The organism is Glycomyces sp. NPDC048151 (genome assembly GCF_043202775.1).
Classification (GTDB): Bacteria; Actinomycetota; Actinomycetes; order Mycobacteriales; family Micromonosporaceae; genus Glycomyces.
On the sequence record NZ_JBIDBB010000001.1, the window covers coordinates 277457 to 298574 of the forward strand.

At 71.3% G+C, this 21118-nt stretch carries 26 protein-coding genes; 9 read left to right on the top strand and 17 right to left on the bottom strand.

Annotated features, from left to right (window positions below; translation table 11 throughout):
* From rpsR to rpsF, 3 genes are read right to left on the bottom strand one after another with little or no spacing between them, the layout of a single operon-like run.
* Complete coding sequence (rpsR, locus tag ACGGCP_RS01330) at positions 1-246, bottom strand: 30S ribosomal protein S18 (protein ID WP_030160643.1); 246 nt, start codon at positions 244-246, stop codon at positions 1-3.
* Between the two features lie 45 nt (positions 247-291).
* Positions 292-798, bottom strand: coding sequence for a single-stranded DNA-binding protein (locus ACGGCP_RS01335; RefSeq protein ID WP_392959409.1), 507 nt, complete (start codon positions 796-798; stop codon positions 292-294).
* Between the two features lie 39 nt (positions 799-837).
* Positions 838-1128 carry a 30S ribosomal protein S6 gene (gene rpsF, locus ACGGCP_RS01340; protein WP_208497184.1) on the bottom strand — a complete coding sequence of 97 codons (291 nt, stop codon included), beginning with the start codon at positions 1126-1128 and terminating at the stop codon, positions 838-840.
* A 268-nt stretch (positions 1129-1396) separates the two neighbouring features.
* Between rpsF and ACGGCP_RS01345 the strand changes: the two genes are divergently transcribed.
* The 3 genes from ACGGCP_RS01345 (at position 1397) to ACGGCP_RS01355 (ending at position 4291) form a co-directional block, all read left to right on the top strand.
* Entirely contained in the window at positions 1397-3058 is a 1662-nt protein-coding gene (locus ACGGCP_RS01345; protein ID WP_392959411.1) for a fumarate hydratase, read from the top strand.
* A gap of 67 nt (positions 3059-3125) precedes the next feature.
* Positions 3126-3329 (top strand): hypothetical protein, encoded by a 204-nt coding sequence (locus ACGGCP_RS01350; RefSeq protein ID WP_392959414.1) that lies wholly within the window; start codon positions 3126-3128, stop codon positions 3327-3329.
* A 176-nt stretch (positions 3330-3505) separates the two neighbouring features.
* A complete protein-coding gene (locus ACGGCP_RS01355) occupies positions 3506-4291 on the top strand; it encodes an MHYT domain-containing protein (protein ID WP_392959417.1) in 786 nt (261 codons plus the stop codon).
* Here ACGGCP_RS01355 and ACGGCP_RS01360 read toward each other — a convergent pair.
* Positions 4288-4707 (bottom strand): ester cyclase, encoded by a 420-nt coding sequence (locus ACGGCP_RS01360; protein ID WP_392959419.1) that lies wholly within the window; start codon positions 4705-4707, stop codon positions 4288-4290. The two genes, ACGGCP_RS01355 and ACGGCP_RS01360, sit on opposite strands and share 4 nt — an antisense overlap.
* A gap of 111 nt (positions 4708-4818) precedes the next feature.
* On the opposite strand from ACGGCP_RS01360, the gene ACGGCP_RS01365 reads away from it, so the two are divergent.
* Positions 4819-5865, top strand: coding sequence for a serine hydrolase domain-containing protein (locus ACGGCP_RS01365; RefSeq protein WP_392959422.1), 1047 nt, complete (start codon positions 4819-4821; stop codon positions 5863-5865).
* Positions 5866-5900: 35 nt separating this feature from the next.
* Here the strand turns inward: ACGGCP_RS01365 and ACGGCP_RS01370 are convergent, their stop codons facing one another.
* The 4 genes from ACGGCP_RS01370 to ACGGCP_RS01385 form a co-directional block, all read right to left on the bottom strand.
* Entirely contained in the window at positions 5901-7130 is a 1230-nt protein-coding gene (locus ACGGCP_RS01370) for a glycosyl hydrolase family 18 protein (RefSeq protein WP_392959425.1), read from the bottom strand.
* A gap of 165 nt (positions 7131-7295) precedes the next feature.
* The gene (locus tag ACGGCP_RS01375; RefSeq protein WP_392959428.1) at positions 7296-7661 is read right to left on the bottom strand and encodes an ArsR/SmtB family transcription factor; all 366 of its coding nucleotides are present in this window, start codon (positions 7659-7661) and stop codon (positions 7296-7298) included.
* Positions 7662-7738: 77 nt separating this feature from the next.
* Complete coding sequence (locus tag ACGGCP_RS01380) at positions 7739-8386, bottom strand: SRPBCC family protein (protein ID WP_392959430.1); 648 nt, start codon at positions 8384-8386, stop codon at positions 7739-7741.
* 74 nt (positions 8387-8460) lie between these two features.
* Positions 8461-9825: a cystathionine beta-synthase gene (locus ACGGCP_RS01385; protein ID WP_392959433.1), complete on the bottom strand. Its 1365-nt coding sequence runs from the start codon at positions 9823-9825 to the stop codon at positions 8461-8463.
* 192 nt (positions 9826-10017) lie between these two features.
* Here ACGGCP_RS01385 and gndA point away from each other — a divergent pair, with 192 nt between their 5' ends.
* From gndA to ACGGCP_RS01400, 3 genes are all read left to right on the top strand, one after another.
* Positions 10018-11448 (top strand): NADP-dependent phosphogluconate dehydrogenase, encoded by a 1431-nt coding sequence (gene gndA / locus ACGGCP_RS01390; protein WP_392959436.1) that lies wholly within the window; start codon positions 10018-10020, stop codon positions 11446-11448.
* A gap of 188 nt (positions 11449-11636) precedes the next feature.
* The gene (locus ACGGCP_RS01395) at positions 11637-12434 is read left to right on the top strand and encodes an alpha/beta fold hydrolase (RefSeq protein WP_392959438.1); all 798 of its coding nucleotides are present in this window, start codon (positions 11637-11639) and stop codon (positions 12432-12434) included.
* A gap of 52 nt (positions 12435-12486) precedes the next feature.
* On the top strand, positions 12487-13119 hold the full coding sequence (locus ACGGCP_RS01400; protein ID WP_392959441.1) for a TetR/AcrR family transcriptional regulator: 633 nt from the start codon (positions 12487-12489) through the stop codon (positions 13117-13119).
* Here ACGGCP_RS01400 and ACGGCP_RS01405 read toward each other — a convergent pair.
* The 7 genes from ACGGCP_RS01405 to ACGGCP_RS01435 all read right to left on the bottom strand — a co-directional run bounded on the left by ACGGCP_RS01405 (position 13116) and on the right by ACGGCP_RS01435 (position 17730).
* On the bottom strand, positions 13116-13634 hold the full coding sequence (locus tag ACGGCP_RS01405) for an NUDIX domain-containing protein (RefSeq protein WP_392959443.1): 519 nt from the start codon (positions 13632-13634) through the stop codon (positions 13116-13118). The genes ACGGCP_RS01400 and ACGGCP_RS01405 overlap by 4 nt on opposite strands.
* 10 nt (positions 13635-13644) lie before the next feature.
* Complete coding sequence (locus ACGGCP_RS01410) at positions 13645-14163, bottom strand: NUDIX domain-containing protein (protein WP_392959445.1); 519 nt, start codon at positions 14161-14163, stop codon at positions 13645-13647.
* A complete protein-coding gene (locus ACGGCP_RS01415) occupies positions 14160-14732 on the bottom strand; it encodes an NUDIX hydrolase (RefSeq protein WP_392959448.1) in 573 nt (190 codons plus the stop codon). The genes ACGGCP_RS01410 and ACGGCP_RS01415 overlap by 4 nt, the downstream gene beginning before the upstream one ends.
* 54 nt (positions 14733-14786) lie before the next feature.
* Positions 14787-15323 carry a helix-turn-helix transcriptional regulator gene (locus ACGGCP_RS01420; RefSeq protein ID WP_392959450.1) on the bottom strand — a complete coding sequence of 179 codons (537 nt, stop codon included), beginning with the start codon at positions 15321-15323 and terminating at the stop codon, positions 14787-14789.
* A gap of 314 nt (positions 15324-15637) precedes the next feature.
* Complete coding sequence (locus ACGGCP_RS01425; protein ID WP_392959452.1) at positions 15638-16156, bottom strand: NUDIX hydrolase; 519 nt, start codon at positions 16154-16156, stop codon at positions 15638-15640.
* A gap of 126 nt (positions 16157-16282) precedes the next feature.
* Positions 16283-16702 carry a DUF6220 domain-containing protein gene (locus tag ACGGCP_RS01430; protein WP_392959455.1) on the bottom strand — a complete coding sequence of 140 codons (420 nt, stop codon included), beginning with the start codon at positions 16700-16702 and terminating at the stop codon, positions 16283-16285.
* Positions 16702-17730: a DNA-binding protein gene (locus ACGGCP_RS01435; RefSeq protein ID WP_392959458.1), complete on the bottom strand. Its 1029-nt coding sequence runs from the start codon at positions 17728-17730 to the stop codon at positions 16702-16704. Before ACGGCP_RS01435 ends, ACGGCP_RS01430 begins: the two co-directional genes overlap by 1 nt.
* Positions 17731-17949: 219 nt before the next feature.
* On the opposite strand from ACGGCP_RS01435, the gene ACGGCP_RS01440 reads away from it, so the two are divergent.
* Entirely contained in the window at positions 17950-19101 is a 1152-nt protein-coding gene (locus ACGGCP_RS01440) for a sensor histidine kinase (RefSeq protein ID WP_392959460.1), read from the top strand.
* A complete protein-coding gene (locus tag ACGGCP_RS01445; protein ID WP_392959463.1) occupies positions 19098-19757 on the top strand; it encodes a response regulator in 660 nt (219 codons plus the stop codon). The genes ACGGCP_RS01440 and ACGGCP_RS01445 overlap by 4 nt, the downstream gene beginning before the upstream one ends.
* On the opposite strand, the gene ACGGCP_RS01450 is transcribed toward ACGGCP_RS01445, so the two are convergent.
* Both ACGGCP_RS01450 and ACGGCP_RS01455 read right to left on the bottom strand, forming a co-directional pair.
* Positions 19754-20620, bottom strand: a complete 867-nt coding sequence (locus tag ACGGCP_RS01450; RefSeq protein ID WP_392959466.1) for a YihY/virulence factor BrkB family protein — start codon at positions 20618-20620, stop codon at positions 19754-19756. The genes ACGGCP_RS01445 and ACGGCP_RS01450 overlap by 4 nt on opposite strands.
* A gap of 59 nt (positions 20621-20679) precedes the next feature.
* Positions 20680-21105, bottom strand: coding sequence for a hypothetical protein (locus tag ACGGCP_RS01455; RefSeq protein WP_392959469.1), 426 nt, complete (start codon positions 21103-21105; stop codon positions 20680-20682).
* Between the last annotated feature and the right edge of the window lie 13 nt (positions 21106-21118).

Here is a 21118-nt window from a genome sequence, read left to right on the forward strand (position 1 = left end):
TTAGCGGGTCTGGCTGGTGTACGGGAGCAGGGCCATCTCGCGGGCGTTCTTGACGGCCGCGGCGATCTGGCGCTGCTGCTGGGTGGTCACGCCGGTCACACGACGGGCACGGATCTTGCCGCGGTCGGAGATGAACTTCCGCAGCAGCGCCGTGTCCTTGTAGTCGACGTACTCGATACCCTCTTTTTCAAGCGGGTTCGGCTTCTTCTTCGGCTTCCGCAGGGGAGCCGATTTCGGGTTGGCCATGTGTTGTCTTGCCTCTTACTCGAGATCGTTACCGGATGGCTCCGGTTAGAACGGCGGGTCCTCGTCGAAGCCTCCACCGCCGGCGGAAGCGCCGGCAGGGGCGGCCGAGGCCCAAGGGTCGTCAGGTGCGGAACCACCGGAGTTGCCGCCGCCCCCGAAGGAACGACCGCCACCACCGCCGGAACCGGCGCCGGACTTGTTGAGCTTCGCGGTGGAAAAACGCAGCGCGGGGCCGACTTCCTCGACGTCGAGCTCGTACACAGTGCGCTTCTCGCCCTCGCGGGTCTCGTAGCTGCGCTGCTTGAGCCTGCCCTGCACGATCACGCGGGTACCGCGCGACAGCGACTCGGCGACGTTCTCGGCGTACTGACGCCAGACGCTGCAGGTGAGGAACAGGGCCTCACCGTCTTTCCACGCGTTCGACTCGCGGTCGAACGTGCGCGGGGTCGATGCGATTCGGAACTTCGCGACGGCGGCACCGGACGGCGTGTAACGCAGTTCGGGGTCGTCGACGAGGTTGCCGATAACCGTGATGACTGTTTCGCCTGCCATGACCTGGTCTCCTCAAGGTCTCGCAGTTACAGGGTCGGGTTACCGAAGCTCCGGTCGCAGCACCTTGGTGCGCAGCACCGACTCGTTGAGCCGGAGCTGACGGTCCATCTCAGCGACGGGACCGGGCTCGGACTGCAGGTCGATGACGGCGTAGACGCCCTCGTTGCTCTTGTTGATCTCGTAGGCGAGACGGCGCCGGCCCCAGACGTCGATCTTGTCGACGGTCCCTCCGGCGTCCTTGACGCCCTTCAGGAACTTGTCCAGCGTCGGGCTGACCTGTGCTTCCTCGATGTTCGGTTCGAGGATCACCATGAGTTCGTAGTGCCGCAAGATCGCTCCACCCCCTTTGGTCTCAACGGCTGCGGTCTCTCCGCAGCAGGAGGATTCACTTGCGCGTGCCGTCCCGCCCTGAAATGAGGCCGGTACGGACAACCGGGCAATCGTACCTGCTTACAGGCGGTGCGCCAGCGTCGCGCCGCCTGAGTGTGACGCTACCGGCCGGGTACGACATTCCAGGGGCGGACACCGGCCGCTCCGGGCCCCGACTGAGCTTCGCCTCACACACGGCCCGCGCACCGTGCGCGCTAAGTTGGAACGCGTGACATCGGAGTTCCAGTACACCGAACAGATTCCCCTCGGCCCCGACACCGCCGAGTACCGCCTGATCACCAAGGACGGGGTGAACACGGTCGAGGCCGCCGGGCGGCGGTTCCTGACGGTGGAGCCCGAGGCGCTCACGCAGCTCGCCACCGAAGCGGTCAAGGACATCTCCCACTTCCTGCGCCCCGCGCACCTCGCGCAGCTGCGCTCCATCCTCGACGACCCCGAGGCCAGCGGCAACGACCGGTTCGTGGCGATGGACCTGCTCAAGAACGCGAACATCGCCTCCGGCGAGGTCCTGCCGATGTGCCAGGACACGGGCACGGCGATCATCATGGGCAAGCGCGGGCAGCACGTCCTCACCGACGGCCGCGACGCCGAGCACCTGTCGCGCGGCGTCTGGCAGGCCTACCGGGACCTCAACCTCCGGTACAGCCAGATGGCGCCGGTGACCATGTGGGACGAGAAGAACACCGGCTCGAACCTGCCCGCGCAGATCGAGCTGTACGCCGAGGACGGCGACGCGTACAAGTTCCTGTTCATGGCCAAGGGCGGCGGCTCGGCGAACAAGTCGTTCCTGTTCCAGGAGACGAAGGCGATCCTCAACCCGGACGCGATGCTGCGGTTCCTGGAGGAGAAGCTGCGCGGCATCGGCACGTCCGCGTGCCCGCCGTACCACCTGGCGATCGTCATCGGCGGCACGAGCGCCGAGTACGCGCTCAAGGCCGCCAAGTACGCCTCCGCGAAGTACCTGGACGGGATGCCGGTCGAGGGCTCGCCGCTGGGCCGCGGCTTCCGCGACGTCGAGCTGGAGCAGGAGGTGCTGGCGCTGACCCGCCAGTTCGGGATCGGCGCGCAGTTCGGCGGCAAGTACTTCTGCCACGACGTCCGCGTCATCCGCCTGCCGCGCCACGGCGCGTCCCTGCCGGTGGCGATCGCGGTGTCGTGCTCGGCCGACCGCCAGGCCACGGCGAAGATCACCGCGGAGGGCGTGTTCCTGGAGCAGCTGGAGACCGACCCGAGCCGGTACGTGCCGGACGTGCAGGAGGACGACCTCGACGAGGACGTCGTGCGCGTCGACCTCAACCGGCCGATGAGCGAGATCCGCGAGGAGCTGTCGAAGTACCCGGTGAAGACCCGGGTGTCGCTGACGGGCACGCTCGTGGTCGCCCGCGACATCGCGCACGCCAAGATCAAGGAGCGCCTGGACGCGGGCGAGCCGATGCCGCAGTACCTGAAGGACCACGCGGTCTACTACGCGGGCCCGGCGAAGACCCCCGAGGGGTACGCGTCCGGCTCGTTCGGTCCGACGACGGCCGGGCGCATGGACACGTACGTCGAGCAGTTCCAGGCGGCGGGCGGCTCGTTCGTCATGCTCGCCAAGGGCAACCGCTCCGACCAGGTGACGAGCGCGTGCAAGACGCACGGCGGCTTCTACCTGGGTTCGATCGGCGGCCCGGCCGCGAAGCTCGCGCAGGACAACATCAAGTCGATGGAGGTCCTGGAGTACCCGGAGCTGGGCATGGAGGCGGTCTGGAAGATCGAGGTCGAGGACTTCCCGGCGTTCATCGTCGTGGACGACAAGGGCAACGACTTCTACGCCGAGACCCGCAAGCCCGTGCTGACGGTGGGCCGCAAGCCGAAGCTCACCGTCCGGTAGCACCGCACTTCTAGATTGGGCCGTCCGCTCACAGAGCGGGCGGCCCCAATCGTCTGCGGAGGACGGCATGGACGACCGATTGCGCGCGCTCGCCGAGCGCGCCCAGATGCGTGAGCGCGAACCGGCGCGGGTCGACTGGGCGGCTGTCGCGGCCGAGACGGACGCGATGCCCCCGCCGTTACGAGGTCCGCGCGGCGCGCGAGGCGCGGCCTTTGCCCGGATCGGTCTGATCGGCTGGATTCTGCTCACCGGTCGGTCCGACCTGTCGTGAGCGGCAGGCGCATTGGCGGGGTTCGTCCGTTTCCGCGAGCCTGGGGAAGGCGGCGAAAGCCCAGGTAAGCCGCATACCGGGAGTTTCGCGGGGACACAGGGGACACCGGTTTCCGGTTACGATCCACCCGACGTACTCACCAGTACGAGACCCCTCTCCCCCCTGGACGACCGGCAATGATCGAGCACTTCAACTACGGCTACCTCACCCTCCCGATCGCGTTCCTGGTCTCCATGACCGGATCGGCCCTCGGCCTCCTCGTCGCCCGGCACGCCCGCCGCACCGACCGGCCCGGACGCCGGGCCCTGTGGCTCGTCGTGGCCGCGTTCGCCATCGGCGGCACCGGCATCTGGGTCATGCACTTCGTCGCGATGCTCGGCTTCGACATCGACGGCGCGACCCTCCTCTACGACCCGCTGCTGACGACCCTGAGTGCCCTCGTCGCCGTCGCCGTGGTCGCCTGCGGGCTCCTCGCCATCGGCTTCGGCCGCTACTCCGGGCTCAAGCTCGCGGTCGCGGGCCTGCTCACCGGCGGCGGCGTCGCCGCCATGCACTACCTGGGGATGGCGGCGGTCAGCGCCGACGCCGCGCTCACCCACGCGCCCCCGTACGTCGCCGCCGCAGTCGCGATCGCCGTCCTCGCGGCCACCGCCGCGCTGTGGCTGTCGTGGCGGCTCGAGAAGGCCGCGTCGATCTGGCTCGCCGCGGTCGTCATGGCCCTGGCGGTCAACCTCATGCACTACACGGCCATGTTCGGCGTCCGGACCGCCGGTGAGTCCCCAGTGGAGGCCCACGGCGTCCACTCGGCCGACCTCGTCTTCCCGATGGCGACGCTCACCGCGATCGTCCTGCTCGTCCTCGTCTACACGGTCGTCATCGTCCCCACGGACGCCGAGATGCGCACCGAGGCCCGCATGACCTCCCTCGAAGGCCAGCTGCGGCAGCCGACCAAGGCCGCCTAGCGTCCGCGGCGCAGCTGCTCGGCCAGGCCGTGCCGGTCGATCTGGATCCAGTACTCGGCGATCAATCCGTCCTCGACCCGGTAGACCGCGCTCGCGACCTCGGTGAGCGGTTCGCCCGTGGCGGGGACGCCGTCGACCTCGGCGAGGTGGCGGCCGTGCTGCGTCCAGCGGGCGTACACCCGGTCGCCTTCGGCGATGAGCTCGTCGACGCGGAACGCGAAGGGCCCGTACGCCTCCAGCATGTCCCGGACGTGCCCGGCGTACTGCTCGGGCGTGCGCTCCACGGTCACCTCGTCCTCGGAGACGACCTGGTGGGCGAGGACCCGCGGGGCCATGAACCGCGCGGCGCGGTCGGGGTGCGCGCCGGAGCGGACCTCGTCGAGGAAGGCGGCCACGATCGGCTTGGCGTCGTTCATCCCCGCATCATGCGCCCCAGGAGGACACGGGCGGCGCGAACCGGGCCCGGATGTGAATCCGGCCCGGCTAAACCCGTTGCCGCGCCCGCGCCCCGGGCCGATACTTCGGGGATGCGGACCGACCACATCGAAGCCGAGCTCGCCCGGCTCCACGCCGAACGGGACTTCTCCGGGACCGTGCTCGTCACGCGGGAGGGCCGCACGGTCCTCGAAACCCATGTCGGCCTTGCCGACCGCGCGGCAGGCGTCCCGGTCGGCCCCCGCACCCGCTTCGCGCTCGGGTCGGTCACGAAGCTGTTCACCGCGATCGCGGTCCTCTCCCTCGTCGCGGACGGGAGACTGGAACTGGACGCGCCGGTCGTCGAGATACTGCCGCCCGAACGCCGCCCCTCCACCCTCCGCGACGACGTCACCGTCCGCCACCTGCTCGCCCACACCTCCGGCATCGCCGACTACTTCGAGGAGGAGACCGCGACCGCCGCGTGGGCCGAGGAGTACGCGGCGCTGTGGCGCGACCGGCCCGTCTACCGCATGCGCGAACCCGCCGACTTCCTCGCCCTGTTCGGCGACCTGCCGCCCTACCGCGCCCCCGGCGGGCGCTTCCAGTACTCCAACGCCGGGTACATCCTGCTCGGCCTCGTCATCGAGGAGGCCGCCGGGACCGGCTACACCGAAGCGGTCGGCGCGCGCGTGTTCGGCCCGGCCGGCATGGGCGACAGCGGGTTCTTCGCCGCCGACGAGGTGCGGCCCGACGTCGCCGCCGGCTACCTTCGCCCGAGCGAACCGGGTGGGCCGTGGCGCACCAACGTGTTCGCGGCCCCCGTCGTCGGCGGCCCGGACGGCGGCGCGTTCGCGACCGCCGCCGACCTCGACCGCCTCCTGACCCGCTTCGCCGCGGGGGAGATCGTCAAGCCGCCGCTGCTGGCGGAGATGACCCGCGAGCACGCCCGCGGCGGCGAGCACGAGGCCATGGGCCTCGGCGTCTACCTCCTCGGCGGCGGCCCCGGCCGCGCCCTCGGCTCCGAAGGCGGCGACCCGGGCGCCGAAGCGCTCATCCGCCACTACCCCGGGCACGGCGTCAACACCGTCGTCCTCGCGAACGTGAACGGCTCGGCCTGGACCGTCGACCAGGTCCTGCGGGACGCCGTCAACGCGTGAGCAGGGGCGGGACCGCCAGGCCCCGCCCCTGACCGCTACGGCAGGGTCGAGAGGTGGCCGCCGACGGTGTTGGCGAACCGGTAGCCGCTCGTCTTGTCCCAGTTGATCGACCAGGTCATGGCCCCGCCGATGCCGGGGTACGCCTTGTCGGGCTTGAAGTCGCCGCAGTTGGCGAGCTTCGCGAGGCAGTCGAGGGCGTTGTTCACCATCGACGGGTCCACATAGCCCGAGCCGGCGGCGCTGGCCACGGCGGGGAGGCCGAGGCCGACCTGGCTGGGCGCGAGGCCCGCCTCGAGCTGGATGCAGGCCTGGGCGGTGAGGAAGTCGACGTCGCCCTGGGCGTACACCTGGCCGTCGCAGCCGAGCATCGAGCCGGAGTTGTAGTACTGCATGTTGACGATCGTCAGGATGTCCTTGGTCCTCGTCGCGAGCTGGTAGTACCCGGCCGAAGTGGACTGGAAGTCGATCGTCTGCGGCGCCATCGTGTACGTGAAGCCGGGCTTCGCGGCGCTGACGGCGCGCAGCGCGGTCTCCAGGGCCCCGGCGTTGATGCCGTGCTCGAGGTCGATGTCGACGCCGTCGAAGCCGTACTCGTCCATGAGCGCCAGGACGGAGCTGGAGAACGCGGAGGCGGTGGCCGCGTCGTTGACGGTGACGTTGCCCTTCTCGCCGCCGACCGAGATGACGACGTGGCGGCCCTGGTTCTTGAGCGCGGTGATGTCGGCCTTGAACTCGGCCTCGGTGTACCCGGCGGCGGTGAGGCTCGCGTCGAGCGCGAAGTCGACCTGCCCGGGAGTGGCGGTGGACTCGGCGAAGGCGATCGCGACGATGTCGTACGCGGCGGGGACCGCGTTGAGCTCCATGACGCCGGAGCCGTTGTCGAAGTTGTGCCAGTAGCCGGTGAGGTGCGCGTCGCTCTGGCCCGGTTCGCCGGTGGGCTGCTCGGTGGGCTCCTGCGTGGGCCCGCCGGTGGTGGGCGGGGTGGTCGGCTCGGCGCCGCCGCAGGCGCCGAGGTCCTGCCAGACGCCCCATTGGCCGGTGGTGCCGGGGGTCTCACCGGTGGTCCACCACTTGGCCTTGTACTCGCGGCCGTCGTGGCTGACCAGGTCGCCGCCGACGTAGATCTCGCTCGACACCCAGGCGGGCCCGGTGCAGGCGGCCTCGGCGGAGGCGTTGTTCGCCAGGGCCATCGGCACCGCGATCGCGGTGCCCGCCGCGGCGAGGGCGGTGGCGGCGACGAGCGCCGTTCTGCGGATGCGTCCCAAGGGACCTCCAAAGATAAAGAATCTTAAATATATCCTCCTCATGTTGTCCGGACGCGACGCGAAAGTCAAGGAACCCAAGGCAGAAAAATCCGACTCGCCCGGTTTGCGGTCGGCTTTCGCAAGGCCCGCAATCGAACGAGTCGGATACTTTCCTGTTTGGAGCGGCTAGGCGGCCTTCCGGCGCGCGGGGTCCTTCGCGAGGCGGCGTTCGCGCTTGCCGCGCGCGAGCTCGGTCTCCAGGGCGTCGAGCGGCCCGGCGAACGCGTCCGCGAACCGCTCCAGCCAGGCCCGCGCCGCGTCGAGGCCTTCGGCGTCGACGGCGTAGATCCGCCTCGTCCCCTCAGCCCGCACGGTCACCAGCCCGGCCTCGCGCAGCACCTTCAGGTGCTGCGAGACGGCGGGCTGCGAGATGGTGAAATGCGCCTGCAGGACCTCGGCGACGGCCCCGGCCGGGCGCTCGCCCTGGCCGAGGACCTCCAGGATCCGGCGGCGCACGGGGTCGCCGAGGGCGTCGAACACCGTATCGGCCATCGGGCTCGCCTTCATGACACCGTGCTTTCATGACACCGCCGGGGCGCGGCTGCGGACCGCGCCATTATGCCGTCCCGCTACGCGTTCTCGGGCGGCACGGTGAAGAACCGGATCGCGTTCGCCGCCGCGGCGTTCGCGGCCTCGGGGTCGTCGCCGTCGGCGATCGCGGCCGCGCCCCAGGCCTCGCCCGCGATGGTGGAGAACCTGACGCCGACCGGTCCGACCGCCCACTTTTCGGCTTCGGCCTGGTCGACGTCCTCGCCGCCGGTGACGTGCAGGTCGAGCCCGAACAGGGCCGAGTCCCAGCCGATGCCGACCGCGCCGGGGCCGAACTGGCCCCAGAACTCCGGGTCGACCGGGGCCTCGTGGACGAGTTCGAGCCGCGTGCCGGCCCCGTCGTCGCTCAGGTGCACGTCGAGCCAGGACAGGCCGCCGCCGAACTCCCAGGTGACGGACAGGTCCGAGGGCGCGTCGCAGCGTTCGATGCGGCCCCCGGCGTTCCCCTCGAGCTGGTAGGTGCCGCCGGGCTCGAGGTTCCCGCTGACGGGCAGGAACCAGCGCGGCAGGCGCTTGGGGCTGGTGAGGGCGTCCCAGACGTCGGCCCGGTCGGCGCGGTAGGTGCGGCGGGCGACGACGAGCCTGGTCGGCTTCCCGTCGCGCTCGCCGGTGCGGACTTCCCGCGCGACCGCGTTGACGGCCTCGATCGGGTCCACGGCATCGAACATGGAACAACCTCCTAATATAAGTTGCAACTTATATTAGGAGGTTGCGGCGGGCCGCGTCCAGGGAACGGCCGGAATCAGTGCTCGACGTAACTGAGCAGGTCCTGCCGGGTGAGCACGCCGACCGGCTTGCCCTCGGCGAACACCATGAGCGCGTCCCGGTCGTGCAGCGCCGCGACGGCCCGCTCGACCTGCTCGCCCGAGCCGATCGTCGGCAGCGCGTCCCCGATGTGCCGCTCGATCGGGTCGTGGAGCGTCGCCTTCCCCGAGAACAGGGCGTCCATCAGATCCCGCTCGGCCACGGCCCCGGCCACCTCGCCGCTGGTCACCGGCGGCTCGGCCTTGAGCACCGGCATCTGGCTCACCCCGTACTGGCGCATGATGTCGATCGCCTCGCGCACCGTGTCCTGCGGGTGCACATGGACGAGCTCGGGGATCGAAGCGCCCTTGCTCGCCAGCACCTCGCCCACGGTGGTCTCGCCGGAGCCGCCCATGAACCCGTACTCGGTCATCCACGCGTCGTTGAAGATCTTCGAGAGGTACCCGCGCCCGCCGTCGGGCAGGATCACCACGACCACGTCGCCCGGCCCGGCGTCGCGGGCCACCGCGAGCGCCCCGACCACGGCCATCCCCGCGGAGCCGCCCACGAGCAGGCCCTCCTCGCGGGCGAGCCGCCGCGTCATCGCGAACGACTCGGCGTCGGTGACCTCCACGATCCGGTCGGCCAGATCGCGGTCGTAGTTCTCGGGCCAGAAGTCCTCGCCCACGCCCTCGACCAGGTACGGCCGCCCGGTGCCGCCCGAGTACACCGAACCCTCCGGGTCGGCGCCCACGACCTGCACCTTCCCGCCCGAGACCTCCTTGAGGTACTTGCCGATCCCGGTGATCGTGCCGCCCGTGCCGACCCCGGCGACCAGGTGCGTGATCCTCCCGTCCGTCTGCTTCCACAGCTCCGGGCCGGTCTGCGCGTAGTGTGAGGCCGGGTTCGCCGGGTTCGAGTACTGGTCGGGCTTCCACGCGCCCTCGATCTCGTGGATGAGCCGGTCGGAGACCTTGTAGTAGGAGCGCGGGTCCTCCGGGTCGACCGCGGTCGGGCACACGACGACCTCCGCGCCGTACGCCTTCAGGACGTTCCGCTTGTCCTCTGAGACCTTGTCGGGGCACACGAACACGCACTTGTAGCCGCGCTGCTGCGCGACCATCGCCAGCCCGACGCCGGTGTTCCCGCTGGTCGGCTCCACGATCGTCCCGCCCGGCCGCAGCGCGCCCGACGCCTCGGCCTCGTCGATCATGCGCTGGGCGATGCGGTCCTTGATCGAACCGCCCGGATTGAGGTACTCGACCTTCGCGAGCACGGTGGCCTGGATGCCTTCGGTGACCGAGTTCAGCCGCACCAGCGGGGTGTTGCCGATGAGGTCGAGCACGGTTTCGTAGTACTGCATCCCCACAGCCTAGGCCCGCAGCAGGTGCGGCCCGGACAGTCCGCCGACGTGTCACGGGAGGGGCCCGCCTCCCCCCTCTCGTACCCTGACGCTCATCCCGCTGCGTGGATACGATCGGCGGTGGGACCGCCCCCGCCGCACCGCTCGGCGAGAATCAGGGCGCACACCTCTTACGCAACGTTGGGAGACCGAATGAGCACCGCCGACATCGGCGTGGTGGGGCTGGCCGTCATGGGCTCGAACCTCGCCAGGAACTTCGCCCGCCACGGCTTCACCGTCGCCGTCTACAACCGCACGCACGCCAAGACCACCGAGCTGATCGAGGCCCACGGCGATGAAGGCGACTTCGTCCCCTCCGAAGCGCTCGAGGACTTCGTGGCCTCGCTCAAGCGCCCCCGCAAGGCCATGATCATGGTCCAGGCCGGGAACGCCACCGACGCCGTCATCGACCAGCTCGCCGCGCTCATGGAGCCCGGCGACATGATCATCGACGGCGGCAACGCCCACTTCGAGAACACCCGCCGCCGCGAAGCGGCCCTGCGCGAGAAGGGCCTCCACTTCGTCGGCACCGGCGTCTCCGGCGGCGAGGAGGGCGCCCTCCTGGGCCCGGCGATCATGCCCGGCGGCTCCGAGGAGTCCTACGAGTCCCTCGGCCCGATCCTCGAGGCCATCAGCGCCAAGGCCCCCGACGGCACCCCGTGCTGCTCCCGCCTCGGCCCCGACGGCGCCGGGCACTTCGTCAAGATGGTGCACAACGGCATCGAGTACTCCGACATGCAGCTCATCGGCGAGGCCTACGACCTGCTGCGCCGCGGCGTCGGCATCGAACCGGCCGACCTCGCCAAGATCTTCTCGGAGTGGAACGCCGGCGAGCTCGACTCGTACCTCATCGAGGTCACCGCCGAGGTCCTCGGCCACACCGACGCCGCCACCGGAAAGCCGCTCGTCGACGTCATCGTCGACCAGGCCGGCCAGAAGGGCACCGGACGCTGGACCGTCCAGATCGCCCTCGACCTCGGCGTCCCGGTCACCGGCATCGCCGAGGCCACCTTCGCCCGCGCCCTCTCCTCGGGCGTGAAGCAGCGCGAAGGCGCCGTCGACGTCCTCACCGGCCCCACCGGCAAGGTGGACTTCCCGGCGGACTTCGTCGAGGACGTCCGCCAGGCGCTCTACGCCTCCAAGATCGTCGCGTACGCGCAGGGCTTCGACCAGATCGCGGCCGCCAGCGCCGAGTACGACTGGAACATCGACCTCGGCTCCTGCTCGGCCCTGTGGCGCGCGGGCTGCATCATCCGGGCCCGCTTCCTCGACCGCATCACCGATGCGTGGCGCTCGAACCCGGAGCTGCCGACGCTGCTGGCGGCGCCGGAGTTCACGAAGATCGTGACGGACGCGCAGGACGCGTGGCGGCGGGTCGTCTCGACCGCCGCGCTCGCGGGCATCCCGACGCCGGGCTTCTCGTCGGCGCTGGCGTACTACGACGGGCTGCGTTCGCGCCGCCTCCCGGCGGCCCTGATCCAGGGGCAGCGGGACTTCTTCGGTGCGCACACGTACAAGCGCGTCGACCGTGAGGGCACGTTCCACACGGACTGGTCCGGGGACCGCAGCGAGATCGAACTGTAAGGGCCGCAAGGCTTTCAGCGGCGCCGCCCCTGCTCGGGAACGAGCGGGGGCGGCGCCGTTTCGCGTGCCGGAACAGCGTGACTCCGCTCATATTTACACTCAGTGGTTTCCTTTGGAAACCCATTGGTGTACTGTCGGGTGCAACAAGGAAACCAACGGGTTTCCAAACCCCCTGCAAGGAGCACGCCATGACCGCCACCACCTCCCACCACGTCACCGTCGGCACCGCCCGCGTCCACTACCGCACCGCAGGCACCGGCCCCACCCTCGTCCTCGTCCACGGCACCGGCTCCGGCGGCGGCGAATTCGTCTGGGGCCAACTCCTGCCCTACCTCACCGACCAGTTCCGCGTCGTCGTCCCCGACCTCTCCGGCACCACCAGCACCACCGACGACGGCGCACCCCTCCACATCGAAACCCTCGCCGCCCAAGTCGCCGCCGTCATCGAAGCCGAAACCGCCCCAGGCGACACCGTCGACCTCATCGGCTTCTCCCTCGGCGGCGCCATCGCCGCCGCCACCGCCGCCCTCCACCCCGACCGCATCGCCCGACTCGTCAGCATGGCCTCCTTCCCCCGCTCCGACCACCACGGCTTCCAGCAGACCCTCCGCCTCTGGCAGTCCCTCGCCGACGACCCCCAGCGCTTCGGCCAGTTCGCCGCCACCGTCGCGTTCAGCCCCACCTTCCTCGGCACCCTCGACGCCGACACCCTCGCGCTCCTCAACGCCGGCATGGCACCCGACGAAGGCACCCTCCGCCACATCGACCTCGACCTGCGCCTCGACATCCGCGACCTCCTGCCGAAGATCACCATCCCGACCCTCGTCGTCGGCAACGCCAAAGACGCCCTCGTCCCCGTCGACCTCACCCGCGAACTCGCCCGAGCCATCCCCGGCAGCGCCTACACCGAACTCGACAGCGGCCACGTCAGCTTCGCCGAACAGCCCGAACACGCCCTCAAGGAGGTCCTGACGTTCCTCGCCTGACGCACCGGTCAATACACTGGGGCCCGCACCGAACCCACCGAGAGGGCCCCAGATGACCGCGGACACCGGCCGCACCGGCCGCCCGGACAAGCGGCGCGCCATCGTGCGCGCCGCCAACTTCGTGTTCGGCCGCGACGGCTACACCCGCGCCACCGTGGACGCCATCGCCCGCGAGGCCGGGGTCTCGAAGAAGACCATCTACAACCACTTCGCCGACAAGGAAGCCCTCTTCCTCACCGGCGCCCTCGAAGCGTCCCGGGAACTCGCCGAGGAGATCACCGCGCTGGCCGACCGGCACCTGCACAAGATCGTGGACCTGGAGGCCGAGCTGGTCGAGTTCGGCGTCGACCGGACGCGGGCGGTGCTCACCAGGGACGACCACGCCGCGATCGCCCGGACCATCCGCGCCGAGGTCACGCACCTGCCGCGCGAGATCCTCGACGCGTGGATGGAGTCCGGGCCGCTGCACTCGCGGCGCGTCGTCGCCGGGCACTTCGAGGCGCTGAAAGCCAAGGGCCACTTGGTCTTCGACGACGCGGAGAAGGCCTCGGCGCACTACACGCTGCTGACGTTCACGCCCGTCGCGGAGCGGACGTTCTTCGGGGCGCTCCCGTTCACCGAGGAGGAGCTGGCCGCGACGACCAGTGAAGGCGTCAAGATGTTCCTGCGCCTGTACGGGGCCTAATCGCTCCAGCGAGGGTTGTAGGTGCCGCCGAGGTCGACCGGCTCGGCCGGTATGTCGCCGTCGCGCAGGCGCTTGACGAGCTGGACGGTGCGGTCGGGCAGGAGCGTCCCGTCGGCCGCGCCGCACTGCTCGATCGGCAGCCAAGCGAACTCGAAGTGCTGCTCGTAGGCGTCGCCGCCGGTGATGCGCGGGGTGAAGCGCTCGGTGCGGTGGAAGAAGTACCAGTTCTTCTGGACCAGCAGGCGGCCCTTGGGGAACGCGGTGAGCACCCCGAACGCGACCGGGCCGACGAGCGCGGCCGGGTCGACGGCGTAACCGGTCTCCTCGGCGGTCTCGCGGACGGCCGCCGCGTGCAGGTCCTCGCCGTCCTCGACGCCGCCGCCGGGGGTGATCCAGCGGGTGACGCCGTCCAGGCACTGGTCGCCGCCCTCGTGGAGGACCGCGTCGTACTGGTCGAGGATGAGGATGCGGGCGGCGGTGCGGAAGACCGCGCCGGTCTCGGACTCGATGCTCACAGGGTGCTCCTCACGCCGCGTCGAGCTGGCGGCCGATGGTGTCGAGCTGCACGGGCTCGGCGGGGACGTCACCGGAGATCAGGCGCTTGACCAGGTGCAGGAGCGGCTCGACCTGCTCGAAGCCGTCGGTGGACAGGAACTCGTCCACCGGGATCCAGTTGAACTGCAGGTCCTGCTCGTAGGCGTCGCCGCCGGTGACCTTCGCCTCGAAGCGCTCGACGCGGACGAGGAAGAAGTGGTTCTCCTGCGTGAACGTGCGGTCGGGGCGGACCTTGCGGTAGTGCTGGCGGGCGACCGGGCCGACGAGGTCCTCGGGGGCGACCCGCAGGCCGGTCTCCTCGTAGAGTTCGCGCGCGGCCGCGTCCCGCATGGACTCGCCCGGGTCGATGCCGCCGCCGGGGAGGATCCAGCGGGCGGGGCGCTCCGGGGTCGCGTATCCGCCGATGAACAGGACGCAGTCCTGTTCATCCACGATGATGCCCCGGGCTCCTCGCCGGTCGATTCGAGTGGGTTCGTTCGTCGGGCTCACCGGTCAAGTATGGGGGCACGCTCGGTGACCGTCCAGCCCCTATCCGCGTCCCATCGCCAAGCGCCCCACGGGACCTGAACGGGCGCAACGGGAACCGAACCGGCCAGGAGTCCCTTGAGCAGGCCCGCGATCCGTGCGGGGAACACGAGCGCGTCCGCTTCGGCGACCTCTGCGAGGGTCAGCCACCGGGCGGCGGTGAACTCGGCCCGCTCGATCTCCTCGAGCCGGTCGCGGACCGGGGCGAAGTGCGGGACGCGCAGGAAGAAGTACGAGTCGCGGGAGTGGATCACCAGGTCGGGGCTGTCCGACCAGTCGCCCTCGGTCTCGGCCACGATGGGGCCGAGACCGGCGGGGTCGATCCGCAGCCCGGTCTCCTCGAACACCTCCCGCGCCGCGCCCTCCCGCAGGCTCTCGCCCGCGTCGAGCCCGCCGCCGGGCGTCACGTAGTACTCCACGCCCGGGCCCATGTAGTCGCGGCTGTAGAACAGCAGCACCCGGTCGTCCTCGTCCACGAGCAGCACCCGCGCGCACCGGCGCCGCACCACCTCGGCCTCCGGGACATCACTCATCAGCCAAGTATGCTGCCCGCCGACGCCGCAGCGGGTCGGCGGGCAGCGGCGGCGCTACGCGACCGCGCGGTCGAGTTCCTGCTGCTCAGCGGCCGAAAGCTGCTGCTGCAACCGTCGGGTGCGGAGGGTCGAGTCGGCGATCTCACAGATCCGCGCGATCTCCACGTCGGCGGGCGACAGCGAGGCGAGCCCGTTCGCGACCAGCCACATGGACACCTCGGCCCACGAGTACAGGCTCACCCGGGGGCGCGGCACCCGCGGCTCGGGGAACTCGCCCGGCCCGCGCCGCCCGGTGACCCAGTGGTCGACGGCGGCGGGTGTCCGGCCGGTGCGCTCGGCGATCTCCTTGAGCGAGACGTAGTCCTCGGTGACGCCGAGGAGCTCGACCCCCGCGGCCCGGCCTTGCCGGATCGCGGAGACGACCGCTTGGAGCGCAGACGGAGCTTCTCGATCGAAGTGCCCGGACCCTTCACCGCCGGTGTCGGGATCGAACGCGACAACGGCGTCGTCCCAGCCGGCTTCGTAGAGCGCGTCGATGATGTGCTCCCCAGGCGAGGCGGAGAAATGCAGTTCGAAGGCGTACACCGTCACTGTCTCAAGCTCCTTTCTCGGAGTCCGATTCCACTTCGTGGAGGCATTGATCCACCAGCTTTCGCAGTCGCCGCGCATGGATCTCTGGAGACCCGGGCGTCGATGCGATCGAGAACGGGCGGCATCCGCTCCTGCCTCCGGGGCAAGACGCTCGCCCCCATGCGTGCCCGTTGGAAGTCTGGACTTTCCAGCCCTGCGCTTCCATGTGCTCGACTACCTCGCGGATGTGCTTGTTAGGGTGTCTCGGCATGTATCAATAACACTACAGTTCAGGGCTGTTTCCGCGCAACGACACGCCGTGTGGCGCGCGAGGTTCAGTCTTCGGTGAGGTCGATCCAGGGCAGGTCGATCGGGTCCTCCGGGCGCTCGCCCGCGAGGAGGCGCTTGAGCAGGCCCGCGAGGCCGACGGGGAAGACCGTCGCGTCCGTAGCGTCGAGGTCGGCGGGCGAGAGCCACTCGGCGCGCAGGATCTCGTTGCGCTCGCCTGCGTCGAGGCCGTCGAGATCGGGGTCGAAACGGGCGGTGCGCAGGAAGAAGTACGACTCCTCCGCGTGGAGCCGGAGCCCCGCGTTCGTGGTCCAGGGCCCCTCCCTGCGGCACACGACCGGGCCGAGGGCCTCCGGCGCGACCCGCAGTCCCGTCTCCTCGAAGAGCTCCCGCGCCGCAGCCTCGGCGAGCGACTCGCCCTCGTCGACGCCGCCGCCCACGGTGAAGTAGTAGCCCGCGCCGCTCACCGGCGAGTCGCGGTTGAAGAACAGGAGCACGCGGTCGTCCTCGTCGACGAGGATCACGCGCGCGGAGACCCGCCGGACCGGGGGTGAGGGGTTCGCCATGCGTCCCACACTAGAGCAGGCGGCAAGCCGTTTCAGGCCCGAGAACCGCTGGCGCACACCGTGGTCCGCGCAGGCGGAAGGCCCGCGGCGGGGTGTCGCCGCGGGCCGGGTTTCCCGGTTTCAAGCTCAGGCGGCCACGGGAGCCGCGTCCGTCTCGGCGTGCTTGCGGTCGGCGAGCAGCTGCTTCGCGAGCCGCCCCGAGGCCTCCGCCAGGCCCATGATCATGAGCGCGTTGATCGCGTGGAAGCCGAAGATGATCTGGCCCGGCGTCGTGCCCGCCACGCTCACCAGCGCGATCAGCGACTGCAGCACGACCAGGCCGAGCACGCCCGCAGCCATGCCGACGAGCTTGCCGCCCGCCCGCGACAGCGCCGCGAACAGGATGCCCAGCAGCGCGACCGCGGCGATCGCCCGGCCGTTCATGATGTGCAGCGCGAACGACTCGTCCGGCGAGCCGGACCCGATCGCGCCGTACCCGGCCAGGAAGAACTGGAGGCCGATCAGGACGTGCAGCAGCCCGATCCACACCCGGTAGAACTTCAGCATCAGAACCCTCCAGCAGTCATGCCCGCCGCAGCGGCGGCGCGCGTCTCGATCTCGTCCTGCAGGGCGTCGACGCCCGTCATCGTGCCGTAGGCGAGCAGGTGGACCACGCAGTGGTCCGAGTGCTTCTCGCCCCGCCATTCGTCCACATAGGTCTCATTCACGCTGCCCGGGCTGATCGCCGCCGCGGCTGCGAGCCGCGCGCCCAGGGCCGCACCGGCCTCCAGGCCGCCGCCGTCCACCAGCTCCGGCAGGCCCGCCCCGGCCGTGTCCTCGCGGACGCCCACGGTGCGCGCCACGGCCTCGGCCGCGTCCCCGCCGAGCAGGCCCGGGCCCGCCGACGCCGCGTACGCACGCAGGTGCCCGTACGCCACGCCCACCGGCGATCCCGCCGCCCACACCGGCTCGCGCATCCGCAGCCCCCGCGCCCAGCCGGGCCGGTCCTCCAGCAGCGCCAGGCTCGTCCCCGGCTCCAGATCGGCCATGACGGCGGTCCGCAGCGTCCGCGACGCCACCGACCGGCCCAGCTTCGTGGCCGTCACCGGATGCGGCGACTCGTTGTGCGCCAGCACCTGCACCAGCCGCGTGATGAACTCGAACACCAGCGCCGTCCCGATGAACCGCGGCGCGGCCGACGCCTCGAAGGGCCCCTCCGGGCCCGGGGCCAGCGCCCACTGCGCGAGCGGCGCCCACTCCTTCGGCGGCGTCCCCGCCCGCAGCCCCTCGGCCAGCGCCGACTCGCCCAGGGCGTGCAGCAGGACCGTGTGCGCGTCGGTGCAGAACCGGCAGCCGTTGCGCACCGCGATCGAGGTCGCCACGACCTCCTTCGCGAGCCGCTCCTCGGGGCCGCCGACCATGAGCGACTCCCGCAGCAGCGACCACATGGACGCGAGCAGCTCCGGCGCCGGCGAGAGCATCTGGAACGGCGCGCCGACCGCGCCCAGCTCCCGCTTCGCCTGCTCGTACACCTCGGCGACCACGCCGTCCGCCCGTCTGGCGTCGACCGGGTCCACATATCTGATCTGGGGCATGGGGGTCCTCCTCGAATCGCTTCCCGCCGAACGGTTCCGGCCCGGCGGGTCATGCCTCCAGCCTCCCCGCCGCGGGCCCCCGGCGCGTCGTCCCCGAGCGGGCATTCCCGCCCGCGACGAGCGCCGCATCCAGGCCTCCCGGCGTACACCCTGCGCCGTACGGGACGGCTGCACCGCGGGCCGATGCCGAGGTGACGGCCCCGCCCTAGGATTGGAGCCATGCCGAATCCCCCCGGAAGCCGCCTCTCAGGCCTGCGCCTCGACCTCGTCGTCGCCGCGATCCTGCTCGGCGACACGCTCATCTCGGGCGCGGCCGTCGCGGTCGGCGACGGCCTCGCCTGGTACGGCTGGCCGCTCCTGGCGATCGGCCCCCTCGCGTTCCCGCTGTGGCGCCGCTACCCGCGCGCGGTCATGGTCGTCACCGTCGCCTCCCTCGTCGCGGTCGGCCACCTCGAGGTCGGCCCGCTCGCGGCCGTCCCCGCGCTGGTGGCGATCGCCGTCTCGATGTACCGGGGCCACCGCAAGCTCACCGTCAGCCTCGTCATGGTCGTCTCCGCGACGACCATGCTCGGGAACTGGGCGGGGGCCGGATTCCACTTCACCGGCGAGGTCATGGAGCAGTCCATGCTCGTCATCGGCTGGCTCCACGTCGCCCTCATCTCCGGCGAGTCCCGCCGCCAGCGCGACGCCTACATGGCCGAGGCCGAGCACACCCGCGAGGAGGCGGTCAAGCGCAAGGCCGCCGACGAGCGCGTCCGCATCGCCCGCGAGCTCCACGACTCCCTCACCCACTCGATCTCGGTCATCCGCGTCCAGGCGGGCGTCGCACTCCACCTGGCCCGCAAGCGGGGCGAGGAGCCCGCGCCCGCGCTCGTCGCGGTCGAGGCGGCCGCGAAGGACGCCACCCGCGAGCTGCGCGAGACCCTCACGATGCTCCGCGACGACGAGGGCCACCGCCTCTCCCGCGTCAAGCCGCTCGCCGACCGCTACAGCGGGCTCGGCTTCCACATCGACGTCGAGTGCGAAGTGGACGAGACCGCCGTGCTCGACGAGGAGGTCGACCACGCCGCCTACCGGATCGTCCAAGAGGCCCTGACGAACGCCGTGCGCCACTCCGCGGGCGACCGCGTCCGGGTCCGCGTCCGCCGCGGCGACGACGCCCTCCACGTCGAGGTCGCCGACAACGGCCCCGCCCGCGACTTCACGCCCGGCCGCGGCCTCACCGGCATGCGCGAACGCGTCGACGCCCTCGGCGGCACCCTCGACATCGGCCCCGGCGACCACGGCTTCACCGTCACCGCCCGCCTCCCCCTGCCCGAACCCGCGGTCCCCGCCCAGGCCGCCCCCGCCGAACCCGCGAGGAACCGATGATCCGCGTCCTGCTCGCCGACGACCAGCCGCTCATGCGCGGCGGCTTCCGCGCCCTCATCGACGCCGAGGACGACATGACCGTCGTCGCCGAGGCCGCCGACGGCCCGACCGCAGTCCGCCTCGCCGGGGAGTACCGCCCGGACGTCGCGCTCCTCGACGTCGAGATGCCCGGCGGCGACGGCATCACGGCCGTCCGCTCCATCGCCGCCGACGAGCGCCTCGCCGACCTCCGCGTCGTCATGCTCACCAACTACTCCTTCGACGCGTACGTCTTCGACGCCCTCCGCGCCGGGGCCGCCGGGTACCTCGTGAAGGACACCGAGCCGGAGGAGCTGCTGCGCTGCGTCCGCGCGGCCGCCGCCGGAGAGACGCTCCTGTCCCCGCAGATCGCCGCGAAGCTCGTCGCCGAGTACGTCGCGCACCCGCCCGCGCGCCTCGCCGGGCAGGTCGAGGGCCTCACCTCCCGCGAGACCGAGATCGTCGCGCTCGTCGCGCGCGGCCTCACCAACGGCGAGATCGCCGAGCGCCTGTTCATCAGCCCCGCGACCGCGAAGACGCACGTCCACCGCGCCATGATGAAGCTCGCCGTCCGCGACCGCGCCGGCCTGGTCGTCTTCGCCTACGAATCGGGCCTCGTGCAGCCCAAGAGCGCCTAGGGCTTGTCCGCGCTCGGCTCCGAGGCCTCGCCCTCGGCCGTCCCCGCCGTATCGGACTCCGGGTCGGCGGCCGCGTTGAACTCCGCGCCGAACACCAGCGCCGCGTTCGTGATCCACAGCCACACCAGGAACACGATCACGCCGCCCAGCGCCCCGTACGTCTTGTCGTAGCTGCCGAAGTTCGCCGCGTACAGCCCGAACCCCGCCGACGCCGCCAGCCACAGGACCACCGCCAGCGCCGCCCCGGGCGCGCGTTCGCGCAGCCGCGAGCGCTTCGCGGGCGCGAGCCAGTACAGCAGCGCCACGATCACCACGACGAGGACGACGACGACCGGCCACTTCACCCACTCCCACACGGTGACCGCGGTGCCGCTGGACCCGAGCGCGTCGCCGATCGCGCGCGCCACCGACCCGCCCGTCGCGGCGACCAGGCCGCACACGATCGTCAACGCGCCCACGACGAGGGTGAGGACGATCCGCACGATGAGGACCGTCCACCATTTGCGCGTCTCGCCGGTCCCGTTGACCGTGTTGAGGGCCCGCGAGAACGCCGCGACGTAGTTCGACGCGGCCCACAGCGCCGCGAGGAGGCCGAACAGGGCGAGCAGGCCCGCCGCGGCCGGGTTCATCTGGAGCCGGGCGACCGCGTCCTCGATGATGTCGAGGCTCGCGCCCGGCGCGAGGGACGCGACGCCGTCCAGGAGCGCGGCGGTGGCGTCCTCGTCGAGCATGCCGATCACGGAGGCGCCCACGAGGATCGCGGGGAACAGGGACATCACGGAGTAGTACGTCAGGGCCGCCGCGGTGTCGCCGCGGCTGCCTCCGCCGTACCGTTTCGCGGCCTCCCAGAGTCTGGCGCCCATGACCCCACCGTGCCAGGCATCCCGGCGGGACGGGGCGGTTCGCGCCAACTCGGCACGCCTCAAAGGCGTTCGGCCTCCGTGCCCCGGCCGCGGGTGGCGAGCTCCCAGACCGCGAACACGTCGACCGCGATCACCAGTCCAGCCCACAGTGGATACTGCGGGGCGAGGAGGACCTGGTTCACCGCGGAGACCGCCGCGACCGCGAGCGCCGGGGCGGGATGCGCGGCCCAGCGCGTCAGGCGCCGTCCCGCGCCGAGCTGCCCCAGCCCAGTGACGACCGCCGCCAGGCCGATCGCGAGGTTCACCCAGCCCCAGCCGGCGCTGTCGCCCCGGTACCAGTAGCCGCCGCCGGTGAACACGAACGCGTCGCCGCCCGCGACGGCGTACCCGATGAAGACCTGCCAGGCGCCCACGACCAGCAGCAGGACCCCGGCGAGCACGGAGCCGCCCGCGCTGCGGCGAGGCAGCCAGTCCTCTTGTGCCATGTGTGCGGTCCCC

What these genes read in the sequence shown, in the direction of transcription:
- ACGGCP_RS01375 (WP_392959428.1), bottom strand. Translation starts at nt 7,661, where the DNA reads ATGGCCGATACGGTGTTCGACGCCCTCGGCGACCCCGTGCGCCGCCGG.
- ACGGCP_RS01350 (WP_392959414.1), top strand. Translation starts at nt 3,126, where the DNA reads ATGGACGACCGATTGCGCGCGCTCGCCGAGCGCGCCCAGATGCGTGAG.
- ACGGCP_RS01395 (WP_392959438.1), top strand. Translation starts at nt 11,637, where the DNA reads ATGACCGCCACCACCTCCCACCACGTCACCGTCGGCACCGCCCGCGTC.
- ACGGCP_RS01450 (WP_392959466.1), bottom strand. Translation starts at nt 20,620, where the DNA reads ATGGGCGCCAGACTCTGGGAGGCCGCGAAACGGTACGGCGGAGGCAGC.
- ACGGCP_RS01435 (WP_392959458.1), bottom strand. Translation starts at nt 17,730, where the DNA reads ATGCCCCAGATCAGATATGTGGACCCGGTCGACGCCAGACGGGCGGAC.
- rpsR (WP_030160643.1), bottom strand. Translation starts at nt 246, where the DNA reads ATGGCCAACCCGAAATCGGCTCCCCTGCGGAAGCCGAAGAAGAAGCCG.
- ACGGCP_RS01360 (WP_392959419.1), bottom strand. Translation starts at nt 4,707, where the DNA reads ATGAACGACGCCAAGCCGATCGTGGCCGCCTTCCTCGACGAGGTCCGC.
- ACGGCP_RS01365 (WP_392959422.1), top strand. Translation starts at nt 4,819, where the DNA reads ATGCGGACCGACCACATCGAAGCCGAGCTCGCCCGGCTCCACGCCGAA.
- ACGGCP_RS01335 (WP_392959409.1), bottom strand. Translation starts at nt 798, where the DNA reads ATGGCAGGCGAAACAGTCATCACGGTTATCGGCAACCTCGTCGACGAC.
- ACGGCP_RS01430 (WP_392959455.1), bottom strand. Translation starts at nt 16,702, where the DNA reads ATGCTGAAGTTCTACCGGGTGTGGATCGGGCTGCTGCACGTCCTGATC.
- ACGGCP_RS01385 (WP_392959433.1), bottom strand. Translation starts at nt 9,825, where the DNA reads ATGCAGTACTACGAAACCGTGCTCGACCTCATCGGCAACACCCCGCTG.
- ACGGCP_RS01400 (WP_392959441.1), top strand. Translation starts at nt 12,487, where the DNA reads ATGACCGCGGACACCGGCCGCACCGGCCGCCCGGACAAGCGGCGCGCC.
- ACGGCP_RS01415 (WP_392959448.1), bottom strand. Translation starts at nt 14,732, where the DNA reads ATGAGTGATGTCCCGGAGGCCGAGGTGGTGCGGCGCCGGTGCGCGCGG.
- ACGGCP_RS01425 (WP_392959452.1), bottom strand. Translation starts at nt 16,156, where the DNA reads ATGGCGAACCCCTCACCCCCGGTCCGGCGGGTCTCCGCGCGCGTGATC.
- ACGGCP_RS01380 (WP_392959430.1), bottom strand. Translation starts at nt 8,386, where the DNA reads ATGTTCGATGCCGTGGACCCGATCGAGGCCGTCAACGCGGTCGCGCGG.
- ACGGCP_RS01440 (WP_392959460.1), top strand. Translation starts at nt 17,950, where the DNA reads ATGCCGAATCCCCCCGGAAGCCGCCTCTCAGGCCTGCGCCTCGACCTC.
- ACGGCP_RS01445 (WP_392959463.1), top strand. Translation starts at nt 19,098, where the DNA reads ATGATCCGCGTCCTGCTCGCCGACGACCAGCCGCTCATGCGCGGCGGC.
- gndA (WP_392959436.1), top strand. Translation starts at nt 10,018, where the DNA reads ATGAGCACCGCCGACATCGGCGTGGTGGGGCTGGCCGTCATGGGCTCG.
- ACGGCP_RS01355 (WP_392959417.1), top strand. Translation starts at nt 3,506, where the DNA reads ATGATCGAGCACTTCAACTACGGCTACCTCACCCTCCCGATCGCGTTC.
- ACGGCP_RS01455 (WP_392959469.1), bottom strand. Translation starts at nt 21,105, where the DNA reads ATGGCACAAGAGGACTGGCTGCCTCGCCGCAGCGCGGGCGGCTCCGTG.